Genomic DNA, 23622 nt, shown 5'->3' with positions numbered 1-23622 from the left:
AGACTAGGAAATGCTATGTCTCCCCAGGCTGCTAAGTTGAACCTGGGGAATAATGTCCCAGCCTTTGTCTATCTACTCCTGACTTGTAGGCTCAGGTGGAGCTGCTTCGCGACTACGGCGTAATGAATTCCGCAACTGATTTTGACCAGAAGATGAGGGCTTGGCGGGAGCAGCCGGAGGTGGTGTACTTGCTGTGGGACGTGGCCGCCGATTTGTGCTAGGTTGCGCTACTGGCGCTGGTCGTGGCGCTGGTCGTGCTGCTGCTGGCGCTGGATTGGTTCGCTGACGCTTGACTCTACGCAAAGAATTTCTGACATTTGACTGGCTAGGAGTAGGAGTCTTCCTGGTTCCAGATGATGAACCTGCGGCGGTGTTTTGCTCAGGCTGACGCGGTTGTCTGACTGGTGTTGCTGCGGCGGGTCTGGTGACTGGGGCGGCTGGTGCTGTGGGTGTAATTTCTCGTCTGGCTCTGACTGTGGGTTCGCTGGTGGTTTTGGCTGGAGGAGTATTTGTACTTGGTGAGGGGCTGGAACTAGATGCTGCTCTCTCGCGGCTTCTCTGTCTAGCTTGCTCTTGTTCTTTTCTTTTGCGTTCTTGGAGTTCGCGGTGTCGCCGTGAACCTTCTAGAGCATAATCTGTGTTTATTTTGCCACCCTCTGATGAGGGTTTCAATATCCATTCATTACGGGCTTGTCTCAAGTTTTCTTCGTCTAATCTGCTGTTACCACTAGATTTATCAATCCGCGGATTGATAAGTTTTCCTTGGGAATCGACACCATCATGAACTATACCTACTGTTCCCTCAATGCCTCGCCGTCTAGCAAACTCTGGATAGCTGGTGTTGCAATCAATACAACCTGCACGACCATTACCTGAACTTCTGGAATTACCACCACTATTATTATTTTGTGGCGCTGTTTTGATCTGTGGAGTGCTGGGCGCAGTGGGTGCTGCTGCTATTGGCGATCGCTGTACTCTTGTACTATTACTTGTATTATTATTTGTATTATTATTTGTACCTGAAGCTACTGTATTACTGCTTTGAGTGACTCTGGAATCTCTTAGTCCACTTAAAGTTCCTCGGAGTTGTTCACTAGCTTGATTCGTCTGAGGAACTGCAATTGTCGATTCTGATGATGTTGTTGTTGCAGTCAACAGAGATTCTAACTTAGCTACAGATTCCTGGCGTGGGGGACTCGTAGATTGGGGTTGTGCTGTGGTTGCTGTAGTTTGTTGGGGTGGCTGAGAAACTGTTGGTTGCGGTGGCTGAGGAACCGGCGGAGTTTTCACACTTTCAACCTTTGGCGCTGGTGGAGTTACCGTTGGCTGCTGTTGTTGAGGTGCTACAGTAGGCTGGGAAAATGTCGGCTCAATTTTTACCGGAGTTACCGGAGTTACCGGAGTTACCGGAGTTATTGGTGTGACTCTACTCGTAACAATCTTGGTAGGTTCGGGTATTTTAATTTTTTCGGGAATTATTTCCGGTGGTTTTTCTGGTTTTTCGACCGGCGGCTCTTCTATGGGATCGATAATTGCTAACTCTATTGGTTCGTATTCTTCTTTCGGCACTCTCACCAACAAACTACCTATACCCGAAGCTAGTACGCCGATGTGTAGCGTTAACGAGCCAATTAGACTGTAAATCAAGAAAGTCTTGAGAGCTTCAACTTCTTGGGAACGATGTTTGACAGTAATGCCGGAAAAGCTCATAGTCTATTGCTACCTATTCTCACTTGCTTAGTTATATTAGAACGCACTGGCTCAAAATATCAAGTAAAAAATTAAAATTGTTTCGGTAATCATACGATCGCCTCTTTTCGCCGACACTTCCTAGTCTATTGCTCATCATCAGGCTTGTGTGCAGATATATTTTTTCGTTTAGTTTAAATTCTTTTTAGGCATTGAAGCCTATATGATCATGATCGCTGTAGATAATATTTGCCTTTTATTTTTATTTTTCTGCAATAAAATAGCAATTATTTTTTTTGCAAAGCTGGAAAGAAAAAGCTGTATATCAGATAACAATTTAGTTCAACATAAAATATTCAATGATTAATTGACACTCCCCGGCGTGAACGCACGGCGATTCTTCTGTCTATGAGGCGATTGGCTCTGAGAGGATTGCTCCAGCCAAAGTAGAGGTGATCATCTTGATGCGTTTACCTATGCCATTTTGACACTTTAATCTTCTTGGTATTTGCTATTTATCTTGATATAAGAATAGAATAGGACTAGAGCCTGTGCTGCCCACTCATAAGTATTTAAAGATAGAAGGGTGGTAACAGCAAAAAAAACTTTCACCAAATCCTTCTAAATCTATTCATTGTATTTAGAGTAAATAGGGAGAAAGTCTGCTTGAATTTACATCTGTGGACAAAAAGGAAGCAATTCCAGTTTCATGAGTAGATTTGAGTAGGTCTATCTAGCGGTTAATAGCTGGTTGCAAAAAATTAGAACCACAAAAAACTTTCTTTGAAGTAGGCTGGTAGCATCTCAACGCTTTTAATATTTTTATGACTTCTCTGATTCGCTTCTTGATGTGCGCCCCTGACCACTACGATGTAGACTATGTAATTAATCCCTGGATGGAAGGGAATATTCACAAGTCTTCGCGCGATCGCGCCGTAGAACAGTGGCAAAAACTCCACCACATCCTCAAACAAAACGCCATTGTCGATTTAGTCCCGCCCCAGATTGGTTGGCCTGACATGGTGTTTACCGCCAATGCTGGTTTAGTCCTGGGTGAAAATGTCGTTCTCAGTCGATTTCTACACAAAGAACGTCAGGGTGAAGAGCCTTTCTTTAAAAATTGGTTTGAGGAAAACGGTTATACGGTTCATTTATTGCCGAAAGACTTACCATTTGAAGGTGCTGGAGATGCACTTTTAGATCGGGAAGGACGTTGGTTATGGGCTGGATATGGTTTTCGTTCAGAATTAGACTCACACCCTTACTTGGCTAAATGGTTAGATATTGAGGTGCTATCCCTGCGACTAATTGATGAGCGCTTCTATCACCTAGATACCTGCTTTTGTCCTTTAGCTAACGGCTATTTATTGTATTATCCCGGCGCTTTTGATGCTTATTCTAATCGCTTAATAGAAATGCGAGTTGCGCCAGAAAAGCGCATAGCAATTACCGAAGCTGATGCAGTCAACTTTGCCTGTAATACGGTGAATGTGGAAAGCATCGTGATCATGAACAAAGCCAGCAATGTGTTAAAAGCACGTTTAGCAGATGTTGGTTTCCGAGTCATTGAAACGCCGTTGACGGAATTTCTCAAAGCAGGTGGTGCAGCTAAATGTTTGACACTGCGGGTCACAGAACCACTAGACACAGAAATCCATGCCAATGTCTCGGTAGAAAGCCGCGTGATTCGCCTGGAAGGGCATTTGCTCGACTCTGGTTTGATTAACCGGGCTTTAGATTTGATTGTGGATGCTGGGGGAAGCTTCCAAGTCATGAATTTTAACTTGGGAGAACAACGCCAAAGCACATCTGCGGCTGAGGTGCGAGTGTCAGCGCCTTCTCATGAGGTGATGGAAGGAATCATCTCTCAGTTAATCGATTTGGGGGCTGTAAATTTACCCCAAGATGAACGAGATGCTAAACTACAGCCTGTAATTCAAGCTGGGGTGGCTCCTGATGATTTCTACGTTAGTACGATTTATCCTACGGAAGTGCGGATTAACGGTGAGTGGGTGCGGGTAAAAAATCAGCGCATGGATGGTGCGATCGCCATTACTCAAACTGCCAATGGTTTAGTAGCTAGGTGTAAACTTTTACGTGACTTAGAAGTCAATGACCGAGTAATTGTAGACGTACTGGGTATCCGTACTATCCGCAAAACTGAATCCCGTGAACAGCGTAATTCTCAAGAATTTAGCTTTATGTCAGCCGGGGTTTCCAGTGAAAGACGTGTGGAACTTGTGGTGGAACAAGTCGCTTGGGAATTACGTAAAATTAGGGATGCTGGTGGTAAAGTAGTTGTCACTGCGGGTCCTGTGGTGATTCACACCGGCGGCGGCGAACATTTGGCGCAACTGATTCGGGAAGGATATGTACAGGCGCTCTTGGGTGGTAATGCGATCGCCGTCCACGACATTGAGCAAAATATGATGGGGACTTCCCTCGGTGTGGACATGAAGCGGGGTGTAGCTGTCCGTGGTGGACATCGCCATCACCTTAAAGCCATTAATACTATCCGCCGTCATGGCAGCATTGCTAAGGCTGTGGAAGCGGGAGTGATTAAAAATGGCGTGATGTATGAGTGTGTTTCCAATCACATTCCTTTTAGCCTGGCTGGTTCGATTCGGGATGATGGACCTTTGCCTGATACCCAAATGAATTTGATTAAGGCACAGGAGGAATACGCCAAACTGATTGAGGGTGCGGAGATGATTTTGATGCTGTCATCGATGTTGCACTCCATTGGGGTGGGGAATATGACTCCGGCTGGGGTGAAGATGGTCTGTGTGGATATTAATCCAGCTGTAGTTACTAAGTTAAGCGATCGCGGTTCTGTGGAATCGGTGGGTGTGGTGACTGATGTCGGTTTGTTCCTCAGTCTGTTGATTCAGCAGTTGGAGAAGTTGACAAATCCCTATGTTGCTAGCGTAGGTTAAAAAATGTATCACGCAAAGGCGCAAAGACGCTAAGGGTTTTTGTGTCTTTGTTTTTTTCCATGCAGAGGCGCTCCAGTCGCAGAGAGTTATAGTTTTAAAAAAGGACATAATTAATTATGTTACAAACTGAGAAAGGAATCTACAAAAATGGCAAAATTGAGTTAACTGAAATTCCTGAAAATATCTTAGAAAGTCAAGTGTTAATTACCTTTATAGAAACTAAAACACCAGAAAATATTGGTGTAAAAAGTTCAACAGAAGAATTATTTGATAAAAAATATTAAGCCACATTCTGGATTCATTCTTGTAGGATAAAAAGCAATGGCTACTGCGGGCAAAGCCTGCGCTCTCCAAGTTATACTAAATTAACAACTGCAATCCCTTGAATAGTATGAGTGAAACCCTGGCTGATATTGCTATACCACCGCAGTTTCCTGATCATACTCAACTACCAGAGTCTGATGGTACGTTTGTGTTAGCGAAGCGTACCGTAGGTCAGAACTTTCAAGAACATCCCCAAAGCATTATTATTACAGACTCAATAATTCAAACTTTACAAAAGTTACATCCCGATGGACAATTTTGTATAGGTCAAGATTGTGGTATTTATTGGCGCGAAACACAACCACCGGAAAAAGGTACAGTTGCACCAGATTGGTTTTATGTCCCTGATGTAGCACCAAGATTAGAAGGTAAAATCCGCCGTTCTTATGTATTATGGCGGGAATATATACCCCCATTAATTGCGATAGAATTAGCTAGTGGTAATGGTGACGAAGAACGAGACAAAACACCTCTACCTTTAGCTGGTAATCGTGAAGGTGCAAAACCTGGGAAATTTTGGGTATATGAAAGAGTGATCCGCATTCCCTACTATGTTATTTATGAAGTTAATCATGAGAAATTAGAAGTTTATCACTTGGTAGATTTTTCCTACCAAAAAATGCAGCCCAACGAACGTGGACATTATCCAATTCCCCCTTTAAGTGTAGAATTAGGATTATGGCAAGGAAGTTATTTAAATAATCCTGAGCAAGTTTGGCTGCGCTGGTGGAATTTAGATGGTAATTTATTATTAGTCGGTAAAGAAGAAGCCCAATTACAAAGATTAAGGGCTGAACAAGCAGAACACAAAGCAGCACAACTAGCAGCACGATTGCGAGAAATGGGTATTGACCCAGATACAATAGATTAAGAAATTTTTCTCGCAAAGTAAAAAATATGCAAAGGGTTATTTTGTCAAGGGATTTTCAGGTTAATTGGGTGAGTTTTATTGCTGATTTTCTGTTGGTGGGGATGGTTTTTGGCCCCCCTATTGCTCCTTTTTTGGCTGCGTCTGATGTGTCTTTGCTGGGTAAGATTGCGGACATTATTTATTTCATGGGTAATCATGTCTGTCCGCAACCTGATATGGGTTTGGATTTAGCACCCCCGTTGATTATGGCTGTGTGTATGCGTTGCTATGGTACTGTTTCGGGGTTGCTATTTACTCGGTTGTTATATGGGGTAACTGGTGGTCAGGGTTTTTACTGGTTAAGTCAATATGGTTGGAATGGTGCAGCTTTGGCTAGTGTGTTGATGATGGCTTATCCTTTGGAATTGGCTGCACAGGTTTTCGGGTTATGGGATTTTAATAATTATTTGGTGACACCTTTTGGGTTAATTACGGGTTTAGCTTGGGGGTTGTTAACTATGCCGATTTTGCATGAGTCGCAGCATGATCACTAGACATCGACCAAATTTAAATAAGCTTTTTCTCAAACCCTTATAGACACAAGTCATGCAACGTCTCTGCATTCTCATAACTCCGCGTACTCTGTGCCTCTGTGGTTAATTAACTCCTGACTTAAGCGTAATTGCTGATACAGATTATACTATTTTCTGGGTAAACTCAGGGTAGTACTAATACACTTGTATTATCTGCTTGTAGCTGACCACAGTTAACTCAGAAGGCTCTACCAAATGATTAATACCAGTTACGATTTTGACCAAGCTATCCTACCTACAGGATCTTCATTAAAGACAAATATTCTGCTACGTTTTCGGGCTGATATTGCGGAATCTCCCCGACGTAACCTGAATCTTTCTTTGGTAATTGACCGCTCCGGTTCTATGGCGGGTGGTGCTTTGCATCATGCACTTAAAGCTGCTGAGTCTGTGGTGGATCAGCTGGAGTCAAATGATATTCTCTCGGTGGTGGTTTACGATGACGAAGTGGATACCGTTGTAGCACCCCAGCCTGTAACTGACAAGCCGGCACTTAAAACATCTATTCGCAAAGTCAGAGCCGGGGGTATTACCAACTTATCAGGGGGTTGGCTCAAAGGTTGCGAATATATCAAAGCACAACTTGATCCGCAAAAAATCAACCGTGTGCTTTTGCTTACTGATGGTCACGCCAATATGGGTATTGTAGACCCCAAGGTATTGACGGCGACATCTGCTAAAAAAGCTGAGGAAGGCATCACTACAACTACATTGGGATTTGCTCAAGGTTTCAATGAAGATTTGTTGATTGGTATGGCTAGAGCCGCCAATGGGAATTTCTACTTTATCCAAAGCATTGATGAAGCAACGGAAGTTTTTGGGATTGAGTTAGACAGTCTTAGAGCCGTGGTAGGTCAAAACCTGACAGTGACTCTGGAATTAGCTGATGGTGTTAGCCTCCTAGATACTTTGAGTCTGGCTACAGTCAGTCATAATCAAGCTGGTCAAGCTGTGATTAATTTGGGCGAACTTTACGAAGGAGAAGATAAACTTTTGGGGTTGAGTTTGGATATATCCTCAGCACCAGTTGGTGATTTACCTGTGTTCAAGCTGCATTACAGCGCTGATGTTGTCCAAGATAACCTGATTGAAAATGTGTCAGGTACAGCCGATGTCTTCGCTAAAGTTGGCACTGTGGAGGAAGCTGCTGCTGCGTCTTCGAGCCATATTATCCTAGAACTTAGCCGTCTTACCATTGCTAAAGCCAAAGAAATTGCCCTTAATTTAGCTGAACATGGCAGACATGAGGAAGCTGAACAAACCCTGCGGGTATTAGTGAAAGAACTCCGGGATAAAGGGTTAAATGAGAATTTTGAAATTGCTGAAGAGATAGATCAGCTGGAGTATTTCGCGGATCGCATCGCCCAAAAAGCTCTGGGTAATGCTGGACGTAAAGAAATGCGAGATCAAACTTACCAGACAATGACACGCAATCGCAGCGATTTGGGAGGTCGTGGTGTCACGGCTGGCGATGAAGTCTATGCAATGCCGGTTGTGAATGAAGTCGGTTCTGGTGTGGAACTGCACTGTGTTCGCGAAGGCGGTAAATTGCGAGTTAAAGTCATGTCTGAGGGTTATGATACCAGCAAGAATATCCAGTTTCCGCGAGGGATTCGGGCTGAAGGCGCACGCTATGTTGTGGAAGGATTGGAACTTTCAAGCGATCGCACTTTTTACCGTGTCCGGGGAGAGATTACTCGTTTTGCTCAACCTGGTGTAGCAGATACTTTTGTTACCCATAGAACTACGCAACGAGTTAGCACGGGTAAAGCTGCTAAGGGTCCCGCTAGTGCTGCTGACTTGGAGACAACTGACACTGTGGATAATCAGGTTTTAGTGCAGTGTGTCAAAGATGGCAGTAAGCTCAGGGCAAGGGTAGTTTCTGACGGTTATGAACCGGATTGGAATATGCGCTTTCCTCGTTCGGTACGGGAGGAAGGTATGCTTTATGTTGTTGATGAAGTGAAAACAGCGCCTGATGGTAAGTCTTATATTGCTTGTGGGGATATTAAGCGTTTTGTGCAACCCATTTAAGAGGCAGAGGGGCAGGGTGTAGGGTGCAGGGGGGAAGAAGTTTTGTAGGGTGGGTTAGCGCAGCGTAACCCACCATTAACTTTTTTGAGCTTATGCTTCAATCAAAGGATGATAATCATCTGGGTTATTAAAACCTGCAATCCAAGCTGCTGCTTGATGACAATTTCTCATGTGAGGGGGAACGCGGAGGATATGAATGTGTCCTGTGGATGGACAGGTGACTTTTAAAACCATGAATGGTTCGTCATCTTCAAAGGGGATGTAAACAAGTTGACGTTCTCCACCTGCATCTTGATCGCGATCGCGAATTAAGCCCCCCACTTGCTGCAATAATGTCTCGTATCCCAAACGCTCAATTAGTACACGGCGTAACTCCACATTTTCGATATTGAGAATATCCTGTCCTGTAATTGAGTCTGATGCAAAAGCCATCTGATCATTTACTTCCACACCTCGCCAGCGCAAGACGAAACCATGTCCCGCAGGTAAACTTGTAATTCCGCTATTAGCTAACTCAATTCCATGTGTGACGTGCAAACCTTGGGGAAGAGTAGTTAAATTCACACAGTCGCTGATATCTAGGCTTTCACAGGTGAGGTTTTCCGGTAAATTGTAAATATCCGACGCGCCGCTTAAATTCAGATGACCCAAAACGCGCATCCCATCCCAGGCGCGATGTGACAAAATCAGTTTTCGTGCTACTTCTGGAGATACAGGTTCATCACTGGGGCGTTGCTTAACTGGCTTTTTGGGGATACGCCCCTTCGACATCATATTTAGCATTAGTCCTCTACCTCTACATAAGCATCAGGACGGTATTCACGTTGTTTCCAGACCCGATAAAAGCCTTGGGGTAATTCGATTGCTCGATGTTCTTCATGTATTAAGGTAGCACTGGGTTGTTTGACTTCCAGAAATAGGTCACTACCATTTACCCACAATTGAACAGCTTCGGTTTGCTGGATGCGATGGCTATGTCCAGTAATTTCACCATGTGCGAGAGTAGCACCTGTGCGCTTTTGCACACTTACGGGTAAAGACGCAATTTTGCTGATGAGAACGTCACCATGTCTGTAAAGCATATCAGTTTGGGGTTAGTTGCGATCGCTATACATCTTCTAATTTTATGGTACTTTGGGCGTTGATTTCACGCAGAGGCGCAGAGTCGCAGAGAATTTGAGAGTTGATAACTAAAAGTCAAAGTCTGCTTGACTTGACGTTAAATTTATACTCGTTTATTTTTAAACGATTAAGTTAAATGAACTACGTAAAAATGCGGAACTATGAATAATCCAGATTTTTTTAATGATGAACTTCTCGAAAAATTAATTGAAACATTTTATGGCTACGGTAATTTCCAAGGAAAGTATTGGTTTATTGGAATGGAAGAATCAGGAGGAGACTTTGAAAATATTCAAAAGAGAATAAATATATGGAGTGATAGAGGTAAAAAGGATATAGAAGATGTTGCAGAATATCATATAGCTATGGGAGCATGGGATGCAAGATTACAACCAACTTGGAATAAATTAATTCGCATTGTATTAAGTGCCGCAGGAAAAGAAAATATTAATACAGAAGATGTCCTTAAATATCAAATGGAAGAATTAGGCAGAAAAGACAAGGACACTTGTTTATTAGAATTATTGCCTTTACCGTCACCCTCTCTCAAGCATTGGATATATAAGGATCATTCTCGGCTGAGTTATTTAACCGACAGAAATCAGTACGAAAAGCATTGTCTAGAAACCCGCATCAATACAATTAGTGAAAAAATTAAAAAACATCAACCTAAAGCAGTTGTGTTTTATGGAACTAAATATGAATATTATTGGAGAACAATCACCAGAACAATAACAGACGTTGAGTTTTTACCAACTTCATCAGGTTTCTTAACCTGTAGAAACAGTCAAACCGTATTTGTGATATCTAAACATCCTGTAGCTAATGGTTTAAAGAATGAATACTTCCATAACATTGGTAAATTAATAGCTACTAACCCAACGTAAAATCCCAACTCCTCCTACTCTCTGCGCCTCTGCGTCTCTGCGTGACAAAAATCATCGATTAAACCACTCCACAACACCCTCAGCCAAAACCTTCGCTAACCTCCTTTGTTCCTGAACATCCATCGCCAATTCAAAATCATCAGGGTTACTCATAAAACCCAACTCCAATAAAACCGATGGCGCAGAATGGGGACGAGTCAGCGCTAAATTATTCCAATACACCCCAAAAGAAGACCTACCTAAATTTTGCACTAACCGATTTTGCAGCAACACAGCTAAACTGTGCGCCTGGGGATGATACCAATAACTGCTGACACCCTGCGTATTTTCCGCGTCGCCATCATCAGCCAAAAATCGATAATGAAAAGTCAGTGCGATGCCTACGGCGGGCGAAGCCATCGCGGGTTGTTTTTGATCTATCATTTTCTGACGTGCCACCAAAGACAAATCCCGGTCATCTTCCCTAGTCATCACCACTGTTGCACCTCGCTGTACTAATTCATCCCGCAACAGTTTTGTAACTACCAAATTTAAATCTTTAGCTAAATAACCTGTCGGTCCTGCTGCACCTAATTCTTCGCCACCATGTCCGGCGTTCAGCAGAATTTTCAACCCAGATAAAGGTTGTCGTTGTCTGCGGGGAATAGCCGGGGGATGACGCAAACTTAAAACCAAGCTTGTATCTTGGTATTGCAGGTTATAACCCCATTGTTGGTCTTTTTTGAGGTTAAAGGTATATTTCACCGTCCCTGGAGCTATTTGCTGCCAATCCAGACGAGAAATCAAGGGGTTATCATCGAGGCGAATTGTGTCTGTTTGGGCAGTGGTGTTATGCAACGTCAGGGTAAATGTTTTATCCCCCTGTTCAACACTGACGGGTACAGGGACTTGTAGAGGAAAAACTATTTCTGTTGCTGTTGGTAATTGCCGGGATATTATACTGCGAATCATTGAGCGTGGGGGAATTGCGCCTGGAATCATCCGAGTTTCTTGACTATGAATCCAACCTCCATAATCTAAACGCAACCAATCGCCTTCTTTTGCTGTAACAGATGCTCTCACACCTTTGGGTAAAGGCGTTAAGCGTGAATCAGTGGTACTGGGCCCTGTCCGCGCCACACCAGCCTCAGCTATCACTTCGACTACTGGGAGTTTGGCTAAGGAAAGGCTTTGAATCTTCCCTGCACTAATTTGAGTTATGGTTTCGCCATTGAGAGTTAATTGAAATTCTGGTTTTTCTTCCTCTTCTAAGATTGCTAATATTGTGCATCCCTGATATTTACCTGGGATAACTTGATTTATAGGTTGATTTTTATTTAGATAAATTGCTGAATTACTGGGCAGAGATATTTGTTCTTGCTGCGGTGATAATTTAACAGTTTGCTGTCCAAATTTGACATTTAAACTAGCATTGGGAGAAGCGATCGCACTAAAACAAATCTCTTCTCCTGGTAGTCGGGAAATATCAAGTTTAGGAGTTAGGGAATCTTCAATAAAAGCTAATTCTTGTGGTATTTTTGGCTGAGAATCAACCCTAGTTACCTGCATCTGAATTTCTTGATTTTGGTAACGTACAGTAAACAGATTTTCTCCCACCTCCAAGGGAAAGCTAGGGGCAAAATGTCCAGATTTGCTGCGATTAATTACCTGATTATTAATGATAACTTGTCCCCTGGGTGGTGCAGTCCCCAGGAGAAATATTTTATCTGTATTAGTTTCGTGGTTTGCTGGCGGATAAACCACCTTGAGCGTGTTTGCTTGCGCCCAAGCTAGGGTGGGAGTTGTGAGAGAACCGAGAATGATTAATCCGATAAGCGATCGCATGATTGAGGGATGTTTTGGTGGGTTACGACGAAAATGAAATTCGCCATCAAAAAAGATTTATCGCCGTAAAGGTGGGTTACGACGGTACAAACCTTTTCCAGAAAATATAATTTATCGCCGTCTAACCCACCCTACGTTTTAAACCACTCTACAACTCCCTCAGCCAAAACCTTTGCTAACTTTTTCTGTTCTTGGGGATTTGTCAGCCATTCAAATTCTTGGGGGTTAATCATAAAACCCAATTCTAATAAAACAGATGGCGCAGCATGGGGACGTGTCAGCGCTAAGTTGTTCCAAAATACGCCATAGTCAGGTCTATTTAGCTTTTTGACTAGATAATCTTGCATAAATATAGCTAAGTTATGAGCTTGGGGATGATACCAGAAAGTGCCGATTCCCTTGGTATTCTCTGCATCACCGCTATCGGGTAAAGCATTGTAATGTACAGAAAGTGCGATCGCTGGTTCTTCTCGATCTATCATGGCCATGCGATCGCCCAGGGAAACGTCAATATCAGTATCCCTAGTCATGACTACTCTGGCTCCTAATTTCAGCAATTCATCGCGGAATAACTTGGACACGACTAAATTGACTTCTTTTTCTGGATATCCAGTCGGACCCACTGAACCTGATTCTTTGCCACCATGTCCGGGATCGAGTAGAATCTTAATGCCAGATAGTGGTTTTTGTCTGTCCCTCCCGATAGTTGGCGGATGACGCAAAGCTAAAATCAGGGTTGTGTCGTCGTATCTGAGCTTATATCCCCACTGTTGAGCTTTTTTGAGGTTAAAGGTGTATTGAGCTTGCCCTGCAACTACCTGCTGCCAATCGAGACGAGAAATTAAGGGGTCATCATCGAGGCGAATTGTGTCTGTTTGGGCAGTGGTGTTGTAAAGTGTGAGAGTGAAATTATCATCGCTTTGTTGCACACTCACTGGTACAGGAACTTGTAGAGGGAAAACTATTTCTGTGGCACTAGGAAGCCGACGATATCCGACACTACGAATAGTTGTGCGTGGCGGAATTGCACCTGGTAAAACTCGAGTTTCCTGACTATTAATCCAACCGCCATAGTCGAGACGCAACCATTCACCTTCACGCCCTGTCACTGATGCTTTTGTTCCTTTGGGAAGTGGAGTGAGTCGGGAATAATCGGTACTGGGGCCTGTACGCGCTACCCCTGCATCTGCTACCACCTCGGCAACTTCTAAGTTTGCAGGTGAGAGAATTTGAATTTTTCCAGTTCCTGGTTGAGTTATCGTCTTTCCGTTGAGTGTTAGTTGAAATTCCGGTTTACCCAAATCTCCCACTTTAGCAGCAGAAATGATGTTGTTAGCAGAGGAGGGGGAACCAGGTTGTTCAACTGTAGTGCAACCTTCATACTTTCCTGGGGTAGACTGGGCAGTAGGCTGGTTACTTCCTGTGAGGGCGGCAGAATTACTTGGTAGTTTTACCTGCTGAGATTGGGGTGCAAGAGAAATAGTTTGATTTGCCAGATTGACAGATACACTGGCATTAGGGGGTGCGATGGCGCTAAAGCAAATTAATTCTCCCGGTAGTCTGGCAATGTCGGCTGCTGGAATCAGAGAATCTTTGGCAAAGGCTAATCCTTGAGGTAACTCAGGCTGTGTCGCTAACCTTGTAACTTGAATTTTTAGTTCTTGATTTTGGTGACGTACAGCAAAGAGATTCTCTCCCAACTGCAAAGGAAAACTTGGCGCAAAATGGCCTGCTTGACTGCGGTTAATTGGCTTACCATTGATGAGAACCTGTCCATCTGGTGGCGCTGTGCCAATCAAGAAGATTTTTTCTGCGCTTGTTTGGTGATTGTTTGCCGGATAAACAACCAAAAATGATGATCTTGCCAATGCTACTACAGAGGAGGTAACAATCAACCCTAATATTAGTAATCCTAGAAGTTTTTTCACGACAACAGCACAAAAGATTTCACCACAGACACTGTGGCACAATTACGGGATGTTTTTTGAGAAGTTGCTAAAAATTCAAAATCCTATACTATGACTAAATTTATTTTTGTAACTGGAGGTGTAGTTTCCAGTATTGGCAAGGGCATTGTAGCAGCAAGTCTGGGACGGTTACTGAAATCGCGGGATTATTCGGTGTCGATTTTGAAACTCGACCCTTATATTAATATCGATCCAGGTACAATGAGTCCTTTTCAGCATGGAGAAGTTTTTGTTACCGCAGATGGTGCTGAAACGGATTTAGACTTGGGACATTACGAACGCTTTACTGATACCTCAATGTCGCGGTTAAACAGTGTTACCACTGGCTCGATTTACCAAGCGGTAATTAATAAGGAGCGGCGCGGAGACTACAATGGCGGTACTGTACAAGTTATACCCCATATTACCAATGAAATTAAAGAACGGATTCTGAAGGTTGCCCAAGATACTAATCCATCTGTATTAATTACGGAAATCGGCGGCACGGTGGGCGATATTGAATCACTGCCGTTTTTGGAAGCTATTCGCCAGTTACGCAAGGAAGTGGGACGGCAAAATGTGTTGTATATGCACGTTACCCTCATCCCGTGGATAGCTTCGGCTGGGGAAATGAAAACGAAGCCCACACAACATTCTGTGAAAGAATTGAGATCCATTGGCATTCAACCAGATATTCTAGTCTGTCGATGCGATCGCTCGATACCTCTGGGATTAAAACGCAAGTTATCGGAATTTTGCGATGTTCCTCAAGAATGTGTGATTACTGCCCAAGATGCCAGCAGTATTTATGAAGTACCGCTGATTGTAGAACGGGAAGGACTGGCAGAGCAAGTTTTAGATTTGCTGCAAATGGAACAACGCCAACCGAATTTGGTGCAGTGGCAAACAATGGTGGAACGCTTATACAGTCCTAAGTATACTGTAGAAATTGCCATTGTTGGGAAATATGTGCGATTAAGTGATGCTTATCTGTCTGTAGTAGAGGCGCTGCGTCATGCGGCGATTTCTACCTATGGGGATTTGCGTTTGCGGTGGGTGAACTCCGAAGATTTAGAAAACGAATCACCCGAAACCTATTTAGCCGGTGTTGACGGTATTTTAGTTCCTGGAGGTTTTGGTGTTCGGGGGGTAGACGGCAAAATTGCGGCAATTAAATATGCGCGCGATCGCCAAATCCCCTTCTTAGGTTTATGCTTAGGAATGCAATGTTCCGTGATTGAATGGGCGAGAAACGTAGAAGGATTAATTGGTGCTAACAGTGCCGAATTTGACTCCGAAACCAAGTATCCAGTCATTAACTTATTACCAGAACAGCAGGATGTAGTTGATTTAGGCGGAACCATGCGATTAGGACTCTATCCTTGTCATCTTGTCCCTAACACTATGGCTGCTAATCTTTATCAAAAAGAAGTCGTTGACGAACGCCATCGCCATCGCTATGAATTCAACAATACTTATCGTAATATGTTGTTGGAATCAGGCTATGTGATCAGTGGAACTTCACCCGATGGACGCTTAGTAGAAATCGTAGAATTTCCGCAACATCCCTTCTTTTTAGCTTGTCAATTTCATCCAGAGTTTCATTCGCGTCCTAGCACTCCTCATCCTTTATTTAAAGGATTTATGGAAGCCGCGATTAACCGGACTCATCCCATGTCAAACTTACCAACACCCGTAGAGGTTTCTTAAACAATTCAAAACTCAAGAAAATCACTTTTTTGAGTTTTGAATTAGTACTAAGCAACATTAACTTAGGACTTGAGGATATTTTCCTTTATATATAGGGTGCATCATTCATAAACTTCAAACTTAAGGAGATGTTGTGGCGTACTGGGTGAAAATCCTTTACGATAGGAAAAAATATGTGGTCAATTTTGATCGTGTTAATGCTTTTTGTTATGAAAAGAACGGCAGAGTAACCTTTTGGCTACCTGATTGCGCCATTCCTATTGTGCTGAATCCACAGACTCATTTAGAAGAGTATCAAAAAATTAAAGAATATATACAATCTGTTACCGGGTTAGAACTAGAAGATGCCTATTGGGTGAAAATTATTTATGAGCAAAAGGAATATATAATTAACCTCACCTGTATTAGTTCCTTTTGTCAAGAAACTAATGGCAGAATCACATTTTGGTTACCTGACGGGACTATCCCCATTATTATTAGCCCCGTAAGTAATCCAGAATCTTATGAGAAAGTTTTAAAATTTGTGCAAAAGTCAACCGGATATTCTTTGTAATGAAAATGGGGAGTGGGGGAAGAAGCAGGGGAGCAGGGAGCAGGGAGCAGGGGAGAAGAAGCAGGGAGCAGGGGAAAAGAAACTTTCCAATGACCAATGACTAATGACCAATGACTAATGACCAATGACTAATGACCAATGACTAATGACCAATGACTAACGATGCCAATTTTGCTGCACCTACCATTCCCGCCGAATTGCCCAATTCTGCTGGTAAAATTTGCAATTTGGCGCGAGATGTCGGCATGACTCGCTGCTCAATTTCTGCCTGAACTGCGGGGAAAAAAAACTCAAAGCTAGCACTGATACCACCACCAATAATAATTGCTTGCGGTGTCAACACGTAAATCAAACTAGCTAAACCAATACCCAAATTCCTACCATATTCTTGCCAAAAAGTCAATGCTGCCATATCTCCCTGTGCGGCCAGTGCGCCTAACTCGGCGGGTTCCTTACCTGTGCGGCGACGAATTGCTGTAATGGAAGCATACTGTTCCAAAGAACCGGAATTGCCACTCTTACAGATAGGGCCATCGGGGTTTAAAGTAATTAAACCCAGTTCCCCAGCTGCGCCTTGATGACCGACAAACAGTTTACCGTCCAAAATAATCGCACCACCCACCCCAGTCCCCAAGGTCAACAAAATCAGATTTTGAAAGTGGCGACCGGCACCCAACCAATGTTCTGCTAATCCTGCACAGTTGGCATCGTTAGCAATCACGGTAGGTTTACCAGTTTTCGCTTCTAACCAGTCTGCTAAAGGCACATTTTGCCATCCCGGTAAGTTAATGGCGATTTGGGCAATGCGTCCGGTTGTATCAGCAGGCCCTGGAGTACCCACACCAATAGCCACAGCTTGATCATACGGGTCAACTTGAGCGATCGCATCTACCATAACAGCTAGAACTGCTTCTGGTGTCGATGGTTGGGGAGTTGCTACAGTCAAAGATTGTAAGCAAGTACCATCTGCTTGGAACCGTCCCAGCTTAATCGCTGTTCCCCCCACATCAATACCGATGAATTGTGAATTAACCACCTGAAAAAATATAAGACAGACCTAACCTATGTAGTAATTTAGCTTTTTTGGGTTTTATCCCGCAAAAATTCCGATTTTTCGATTTTTTTGACAGCCACAGGTGAACTCGTAACCATTGCCGAATGAAAACTTGATGGTAGCTGCCAAGCTGTCATCGGTGTACCCCGTAATAAACCGGACAGGGCGATAGACAGCATAAACCCACCAGTAGCAGCCGCAATTAAAGAAATATGATCTTTCACTTAACTCTCTCGGTAATAACTTCAAAAATATGTAGACGCAGAAATACTCAGTTAGATGCCATTAAAACTTCATTTTTGACTATTTCCCCATTTTATTTTCTCGCCGTAATCGAGGATTGACAAATTCGTTTAACCCCTCACCCAGTAATGATAACCCTACTACCATCAATGTCATTGCTAAACCAGGGAAAAGGGTAGTCCACCAAATTCCCGTAGGTAAGGCTTCTAGGGCTTGTCTGAGGTCATGTCCCCATTCTGGCACTTCTTCGGGAAGTCCTAGCCCCAAAAAGCCTAAACCGCCTAATACTAAAATTGCGTCGGCGGCATTCAGAGTAAATAATACGGGTACGCTTTGAATGACGTTAAAAAATAGATAGCGAGATAGTACCACCCAAGTAGAAGCACCCATTGCTTGAGCCGCTTCAATAAATACCTCTGTTTTGACGCTAACAGTGTGATTACGGACAACACGATAATATTGGGGAACGTAGGCAATGCTAATGGCGATCGCGGCATTAAAAATTCCCCGCCCCACCACAAAAGCCAGTGTTACAGAAAGCAGTAGCCCTGGTAAGGTGTAGATACTATCCATCAAAAACAGCAACACCTTATCTAATTTACCGCCGAGATAGCCACTCACCATTCCCAACGGCACACCAATAAACATACTCAGCGCTGTCGCTAAAAATACTACTTGCAATGCAGCCTGAGTGCCAAACAATGTGCGGGAAAATACATCATGTCCCAGACGACTCGTACCAAACCAATATTTAGCTGAAGGTGGTTCTTGAATAGGGTTAGAGAGAAACTCTCTGGGGTTTTGCAACCATCCCCAAGCTTGTAATACAGGAGCAAAGAATGCCAAACAGAGGAAAAATAAACTAATGGCTATGCCAATCAGCATTAATTTTTGGGAAAGGTTGGAATTTTGAGCAAAACGTAAAAAAGTCGGTAGCTGACGTTTAGTCATGGCCATGAGCGATCGCCTGCATAAAGCAAGATACTATTCTACATATAAGATGCTCTCGTTCCTGAAACCATCCGGGGAATGCCTACCTAGAAATTCCACCTCCAGATAAAACATGAGTATTATGTTTATTTATATACTTTGCAAACACAAAATAGGCTCAGATCCCCGACTTCTTCAAGAAGTCGGGGATCTTTGGTTCGTAAATTATTTAGCGGATGAGGAAAACTCTTCCCCACTCCCGACTTTCTAAAGATAACGCTCAATTATCTGACGATACTCGCTCTTTTGCTTCATACCTTTGACTTCCTGCAACAGTTCCTTATTTTTAAAGAATTGCACCGTCGGTGTTCCTGTGACATTGGCATTTTCCGCAATATCTCGGTCTTGGTCGATGTCAATTTCTACAAAGTGGATTTTACCCTCAAATTCATCTACGACTTTATTTAATATCTGCTTCAGGGTATGACAAGGGCCGCAACCAGGGGAAATGTATTTGACTATGATTAGGCGATCGCTTTCATGGAATAATTTCCTTAAAGCATAACCCCCTTCATGGCGAGTCGCCTGCAAATTAAATCCAGCCTCTGCTTCCGCTTCCGTTTTCTGAGCAGGCTGGGATTCCAATTCATTAACAGCAGTCGCTGACTGATGAAATTCAGTAATTAAACCCTTCGTAGATAACCAGCGTTCAGTCAACATCGCCGCCATACAGCCAGTACCAGCAGCCGTAACAGCCTGACGAAACTCATGATCCTGCACATCCCCAGCTGCAAACACACCTTCTAAACTAGTTTCTACAGAACCGTTTTTAGTGACAATGTAACCCACCTCATCCAGTTCTAGTTGTCCTTGAAATAACCTAGTATTGGGAGTGTGTCCAACAGCGTAAAATAAACCCTTAGCGTAAAGTTTACTTTCTTCACCAGTTTGATTATTACGCACCTTCACCCCAGCCATGTGACCATCACCGAAGATATCCACAGCTTCAGTATGCCAATGTACTTGGATTTTAGGATTACTCAAAACCCGGTCTTGCATAGCTTTAGAAGCGCGCATTTGATCAGAACGCACCAGCAGATTCACCTTAGAACCGTATTTAGTCAAGTAAATCGACTCTTCCGCCGCCGAGTCCCCAGCCCCAATCACAGCTAATTCCGCACCGTGAAAAATTGGTGTCGCACCATCGCAAATTGCACAAGCAGAGATCCCCCGACTCCAGAATTGATGTTCACTGGGTAAACCCAAACGCTTGGCTGTTGCACCAGTGGCGATAACTAGACTATGGGTTTTGATTTCCCGTTCTTCGGAACGAACAATAAAAGGACGCTGACTCAAATCCACAGCAGTCACATCCTCAGTATATAACTCCGCCCCCCAGCGTTCAGCTTGCGCCTTCATGTTATCCATCAGTTCCGGTCCAGTAATACCTTGGGGAAACCCCGGAAAATTTTCCACTTCCGTCGTTGTCATCAGTTGACCACCTGGTAAACCCCCCATTTCAAAACCTTCAAACACCACAGGTTTTAAATTCGCCCGTCCCGCATAGATAGCGGCCGTGTAGCCGGCTGGCCCAGAACCAATAATGACTAAGTTTTCTACAATCGGGTTAGCCATATTTATATAAACTCATAACGACTATGACTAATATATCATAACCGACTCAGGAATGCGGATTGAATCAAATACAGAAACTCACCCCCTACCCATCTCCTTACTAAGGCTACTATTTACGCACAAATGATTTCATTAATCAAAATTATGTTTCATAGGGTGGCTTAGTGATAGTCCGTAACCCACCATTAATTATGACGAGGGGTAAATGGTGGGGTGCTAGACTGTGAAAAACATAACTAATTAACCGGACTTGATATGAATTGTTAGTCAGGGCTTGAGCATCTTTTAGACAACTAAATTCTTCACTACAAACCTTCACTTAAATTGGTATTAGTTCAGGAGAAGGTAAACTGGTAAAATCATCTTTATACCTTTAAAAAAGAACGAATATTAGCTACCACAGGGAGAGAATCTAAACCCATCTCCACCAACTCAGGAAAATTAGATAAGCTCTCTATAATAGAGTCAGCAAAGTTATATTCAGGATTATCGCCATAATTAACTGTTAAATATTCTAGTAACTCCAAAGCATAATCTGGAAAATCTAGAACATCAGCTATACAAGCTAATTTAAAAATCTTCGCTGGTTCCTGAATCTGAAGATTCGCATTTTCTCTGATCGGATCTTGGAGATAAAAAGCCTCGCCCCAGAGTAACTGTCCCGGACGCTGTGCCGATGCGATGGGTGAGCGAGCGCGAACCCGATAGGAATTTCTTAAGTCAAATAATGTAAAATCATGTTCCCTTAAATAGCCATCTATATCAGCAAATAAAGGTTGATTTACATATATATGTGAAAATTCAACTTCTGTTTCAATTCCCAACACCCCACGGCTTAAAATTTTAGATGCTCCTTTTAAAACTTCCAGTTCCGCACCTTGAACATCAATTTGTAAAAAATCTATCGTATTAATTCCTTCAGCATCGCAAAAACTATCTAATGTAGTTGTCTCAATCTCCATAGTGAAATCCAAATTACAAAATTCCGGTAAACTGGAAAATCTGTCTGTATATGATTCATTCGGCGGATATAGAGAACTACACATAGGATGCTTAGTTACATAAAGAGTTCTCTCCTCTATAGATTTACCCAGAGCTAAAGGAATATGTTTTTCAGTCCAATTGATATTTTGCAACTCCAGTTCAGATTCAGCAGCTTCACAAGCATCTGCATCTGCATCAAATCCGTAAATAGTTAGGTTAGGAGCAAATACATTCCAAGCGCCAGCACCGTAATCATCTTGTGATGATAATTTACGAGATCCTACATTGCAGATTGTCAGATGAATTTGGTCAAGGCGACCTTTTTCTTTGAGACTTTTTAGAAAAACAGACATAGTTTGTTCAATCTCTTTGTACTTGTATGAGCAAGTATGCATTGCACATACCACACTGTCAATAATTAAAAGCTCGTAGTCACGATTTTAGTCCTCTCCATCAATATCGCCTACGTCTGGCGGAAACCTCACCCCGCCTTTTACTTTCGTTAAAGTCTCCCCTATCCTTCTTCCAAAGGAAGATGCTACGCGAAAGCAAGGAGAGAGGGGTTGGGGGTGAGGTTATTGTCTATGTAACTCCGAATCACCCTCGCTTAGTGCAGTTGTGTTATAAATCTGAAAATTCGGGAATAATAAACTTTGTGTAAGCATCTAGACCCGGCAAAAAAAATTAGGATCAGGAGCAATTGCAATGGTAAATATATCATCTGAGTTACTAGAAAAAATTCGACAGCAATTTGACAGTTCTCCCTATCCCCGAATTCCCCTGGAGAAATCACCTAAAACACAACCAAATTTACTTTATATTCATAGCTTAGTTACAGCTTACTATGTAAGAAATCAAAAAATTATAGACCCCAAAAACAAAGTAATTTTAGATGCTGGATGTGGCAGTGGTTATAAATCTTTAATTTTAGCAGAAGCTAATCCAGGAGCAAAAATTGTCGGTATTGACATCTCACCGGAATCAATTAAATTAGCACAACAACGCTTGCAATATCACGGTTTTGATCATGCTGAATTTCACATTCTATCAATTGAAAATCTAACTCATCTAGATTTTCAATTTGATTATATTAATTGTGATGAGACACTTTATCTTTTTCCTGATATACCTCTGGCTTTAGAAGCAATGAAAAATGTATTGAAGCCGGATGGAATTATTCGGACAAATCTCCATAGTTATATCCAGCGATTCAATTATTTCAGCGCTCAGAAAGTCTTCGGTATGATGGGTTTGATGGCAGAAAATCCCCAAGAATTTGAGATTGAAATTGTACTAGAAACCATGAAAGCTTTGAAAGATACTGTCTATCTTAAAACTACAGCTTGGAATTCTACTTATGAACTGGAGTCTGGGAAAGAGAAAATTTTAATGAATCACTTATTACAAGCAGATAAAGGTTACACCATCACTGATATGTTTACGGCTTTGCGAGACTCAGACCTAGAGTTTATCAATATGGTGAACTGGCGACAGTGGGAATTGCTGGATTTATTCCAAGATCCAGATAATTTACCTGCTTTTCTGGCGATGAGCTTACCAGATATATCTATAGAAGAGCGCCTACAGTTATTTGAGCTGCTAAATCCTGTAAATCGGCTGCTTGACTTTTGGTGTGGTCATCCTCAGCTAGCCGCCGCTACTGTACCACTGACAGAGTGGACTGACTCTGATTGGCGAGTAGCTACGGTGCATCTGTGTCCTCAGTTAAACACTCCCAAATTCCAAGAAGACCTCATCGCTTGCGTCAGAGAAATTCGACCATTTCCCATCAGTGAATATTTATCACCCACAGAAGGAATTAAGGAGCTAGAAAGCTCAAGAGCCACTTGCTTGATACCTTTGTTAGATCAACCCCAGCCGATAATGTCTCTGGTAGAGCGTTGGAAACAATTTCGACCCCTAGATCCTGTCACCTTAGAACCTACAGAGTCAGAAGCAGCCTTCAATATAGTCCAACAGTTGCTCATCAGGCTAGAAAGCTTTGGTTACGTGATGCTGGAACCTCAAGCTAATTCGTAATTTCAACTTTACCCCTCACTCAGCTTCCCCGGATTTCTGACCTCTCCCTAACCCTCTCCTACAAGGAGAGGGAAAAGGAAAAACGTTAAAGCCTCTCTCCTTGCAGGGGCTATCGTGTACACACATCCTTACCCATAAAGGTTTTCCAGCCCTAAAAACATGATTGAACGAGAAATCCAGTTCCCCTCCTCGCTTGCGGTGAACCAGCGCTGTAGGCGGGTTTCCCACCGTAGGCGACTGGTGAACCCGAAGGGGGAGGGGTTAGGGG

Annotated in this window: 19 protein-coding genes; 9 read left to right on the top strand and 10 right to left on the bottom strand. The window is 42.9% G+C overall.

Annotated features, from left to right (window positions below; genetic code table 11):
- Window positions 1-72: 72 nt before the first annotated feature.
- On the bottom strand, window positions 73-1710 hold the full coding sequence (locus AACX33_RS09240) for a TonB family protein (RefSeq protein WP_193997491.1): 1638 nt from the start codon (window positions 1708-1710) through the stop codon (window positions 73-75).
- An 803-nt stretch (window positions 1711-2513) separates the two neighbouring features.
- Between AACX33_RS09240 and argZ the strand changes: the two genes are divergently transcribed.
- The 5 genes from argZ to AACX33_RS09215 all read left to right on the top strand — a co-directional run bounded on the left by argZ (window position 2514) and on the right by AACX33_RS09215 (window position 8426).
- The gene (argZ, locus tag AACX33_RS09235) at window positions 2514-4625 is read left to right on the top strand and encodes a bifunctional arginine dihydrolase/ornithine cyclodeaminase (protein WP_193997492.1); all 2112 of its coding nucleotides are present in this window, start codon (window positions 2514-2516) and stop codon (window positions 4623-4625) included.
- A gap of 116 nt (window positions 4626-4741) precedes the next feature.
- Window positions 4742-4909, top strand: a complete 168-nt coding sequence (locus AACX33_RS09230; RefSeq protein ID WP_193997493.1) for a hypothetical protein — start codon at window positions 4742-4744, stop codon at window positions 4907-4909.
- Between the two features lie 107 nt (window positions 4910-5016).
- On the top strand, window positions 5017-5820 hold the full coding sequence (locus AACX33_RS09225) for a Uma2 family endonuclease (protein ID WP_193997494.1): 804 nt from the start codon (window positions 5017-5019) through the stop codon (window positions 5818-5820).
- 26 nt (window positions 5821-5846) lie between these two features.
- Window positions 5847-6353 (top strand): DUF2085 domain-containing protein, encoded by a 507-nt coding sequence (locus AACX33_RS09220; RefSeq protein WP_193997495.1) that lies wholly within the window; start codon window positions 5847-5849, stop codon window positions 6351-6353.
- Window positions 6354-6587: 234 nt separating this feature from the next.
- Window positions 6588-8426, top strand: coding sequence for a vWA domain-containing protein (locus tag AACX33_RS09215; RefSeq protein WP_193997496.1), 1839 nt, complete (start codon window positions 6588-6590; stop codon window positions 8424-8426).
- A gap of 90 nt (window positions 8427-8516) precedes the next feature.
- Here AACX33_RS09215 and AACX33_RS09210 read toward each other — a convergent pair whose 3' ends face one another.
- Complete coding sequence (locus tag AACX33_RS09210; protein ID WP_228048615.1) at window positions 8517-9200, bottom strand: DUF6745 domain-containing protein; 684 nt, start codon at window positions 9198-9200, stop codon at window positions 8517-8519.
- Between the two features lie 8 nt (window positions 9201-9208).
- A complete protein-coding gene (locus AACX33_RS09205; RefSeq protein WP_193997498.1) occupies window positions 9209-9508 on the bottom strand; it encodes a hypothetical protein in 300 nt (99 codons plus the stop codon).
- A 201-nt stretch (window positions 9509-9709) separates the two neighbouring features.
- On the opposite strand from AACX33_RS09205, the gene AACX33_RS09200 reads away from it, so the two are divergent.
- Window positions 9710-10435, top strand: coding sequence for a hypothetical protein (locus AACX33_RS09200; protein ID WP_193997499.1), 726 nt, complete (start codon window positions 9710-9712; stop codon window positions 10433-10435).
- 51 nt (window positions 10436-10486) lie between these two features.
- Here the strand turns inward: AACX33_RS09200 and AACX33_RS09195 are convergent, their stop codons facing one another.
- Window positions 10487-12259 (bottom strand): N-acetylmuramoyl-L-alanine amidase, encoded by a 1773-nt coding sequence (locus AACX33_RS09195; protein WP_193997500.1) that lies wholly within the window; start codon window positions 12257-12259, stop codon window positions 10487-10489.
- 131 nt (window positions 12260-12390) lie between these two features.
- The gene (locus AACX33_RS09190) at window positions 12391-14187 is read right to left on the bottom strand and encodes an N-acetylmuramoyl-L-alanine amidase (protein WP_193997501.1); all 1797 of its coding nucleotides are present in this window, start codon (window positions 14185-14187) and stop codon (window positions 12391-12393) included.
- A gap of 90 nt (window positions 14188-14277) precedes the next feature.
- On the opposite strand from AACX33_RS09190, the gene AACX33_RS09185 reads away from it, so the two are divergent.
- Entirely contained in the window at window positions 14278-15915 is a 1638-nt protein-coding gene (locus tag AACX33_RS09185; protein WP_193997502.1) for a CTP synthase, read from the top strand.
- A 133-nt stretch (window positions 15916-16048) separates the two neighbouring features.
- Entirely contained in the window at window positions 16049-16468 is a 420-nt protein-coding gene (locus AACX33_RS09180; protein WP_193997503.1) for a hypothetical protein, read from the top strand.
- 142 nt (window positions 16469-16610) lie between these two features.
- Here AACX33_RS09180 and AACX33_RS09175 read toward each other — a convergent pair whose 3' ends face one another.
- The 5 genes from AACX33_RS09175 to AACX33_RS09155 form a co-directional block, all read right to left on the bottom strand.
- Window positions 16611-17504, bottom strand: coding sequence for an ROK family protein (locus AACX33_RS09175; RefSeq protein WP_193997504.1), 894 nt, complete (start codon window positions 17502-17504; stop codon window positions 16611-16613).
- Window positions 17505-17542: 38 nt separating this feature from the next.
- Window positions 17543-17746, bottom strand: a complete 204-nt coding sequence (locus AACX33_RS09170) for a hypothetical protein (protein ID WP_193997505.1) — start codon at window positions 17744-17746, stop codon at window positions 17543-17545.
- A 79-nt stretch (window positions 17747-17825) separates the two neighbouring features.
- Window positions 17826-18722 carry an ABC transporter permease gene (locus tag AACX33_RS09165; protein WP_193997506.1) on the bottom strand — a complete coding sequence of 299 codons (897 nt, stop codon included), beginning with the start codon at window positions 18720-18722 and terminating at the stop codon, window positions 17826-17828.
- Window positions 18723-18962: 240 nt separating this feature from the next.
- Window positions 18963-20330: a thioredoxin-disulfide reductase gene (gene trxB, locus AACX33_RS09160; protein WP_193997507.1), complete on the bottom strand. Its 1368-nt coding sequence runs from the start codon at window positions 20328-20330 to the stop codon at window positions 18963-18965.
- Between the two features lie 365 nt (window positions 20331-20695).
- Window positions 20696-21667, bottom strand: coding sequence for an FkbM family methyltransferase (locus AACX33_RS09155; RefSeq protein ID WP_193997508.1), 972 nt, complete (start codon window positions 21665-21667; stop codon window positions 20696-20698).
- A gap of 352 nt (window positions 21668-22019) precedes the next feature.
- Here AACX33_RS09155 and AACX33_RS09150 point away from each other — a divergent pair, with 352 nt between their 5' ends.
- Complete coding sequence (locus tag AACX33_RS09150; RefSeq protein WP_193997509.1) at window positions 22020-23354, top strand: methyltransferase domain-containing protein; 1335 nt, start codon at window positions 22020-22022, stop codon at window positions 23352-23354.
- The last annotated feature ends 268 nt before the right edge of the window (window positions 23355-23622 follow it).

The sequence above is a fragment of the Nodularia sp. LEGE 04288 genome, assembly GCF_963896525.1.
GTDB lineage: Bacteria > Cyanobacteriota > Cyanobacteriia > Cyanobacteriales > Nostocaceae > Nodularia.
Note: the sequence above shows the minus strand (reverse complement) of the source record. Positions and strands in the feature narration are given on the sequence as shown.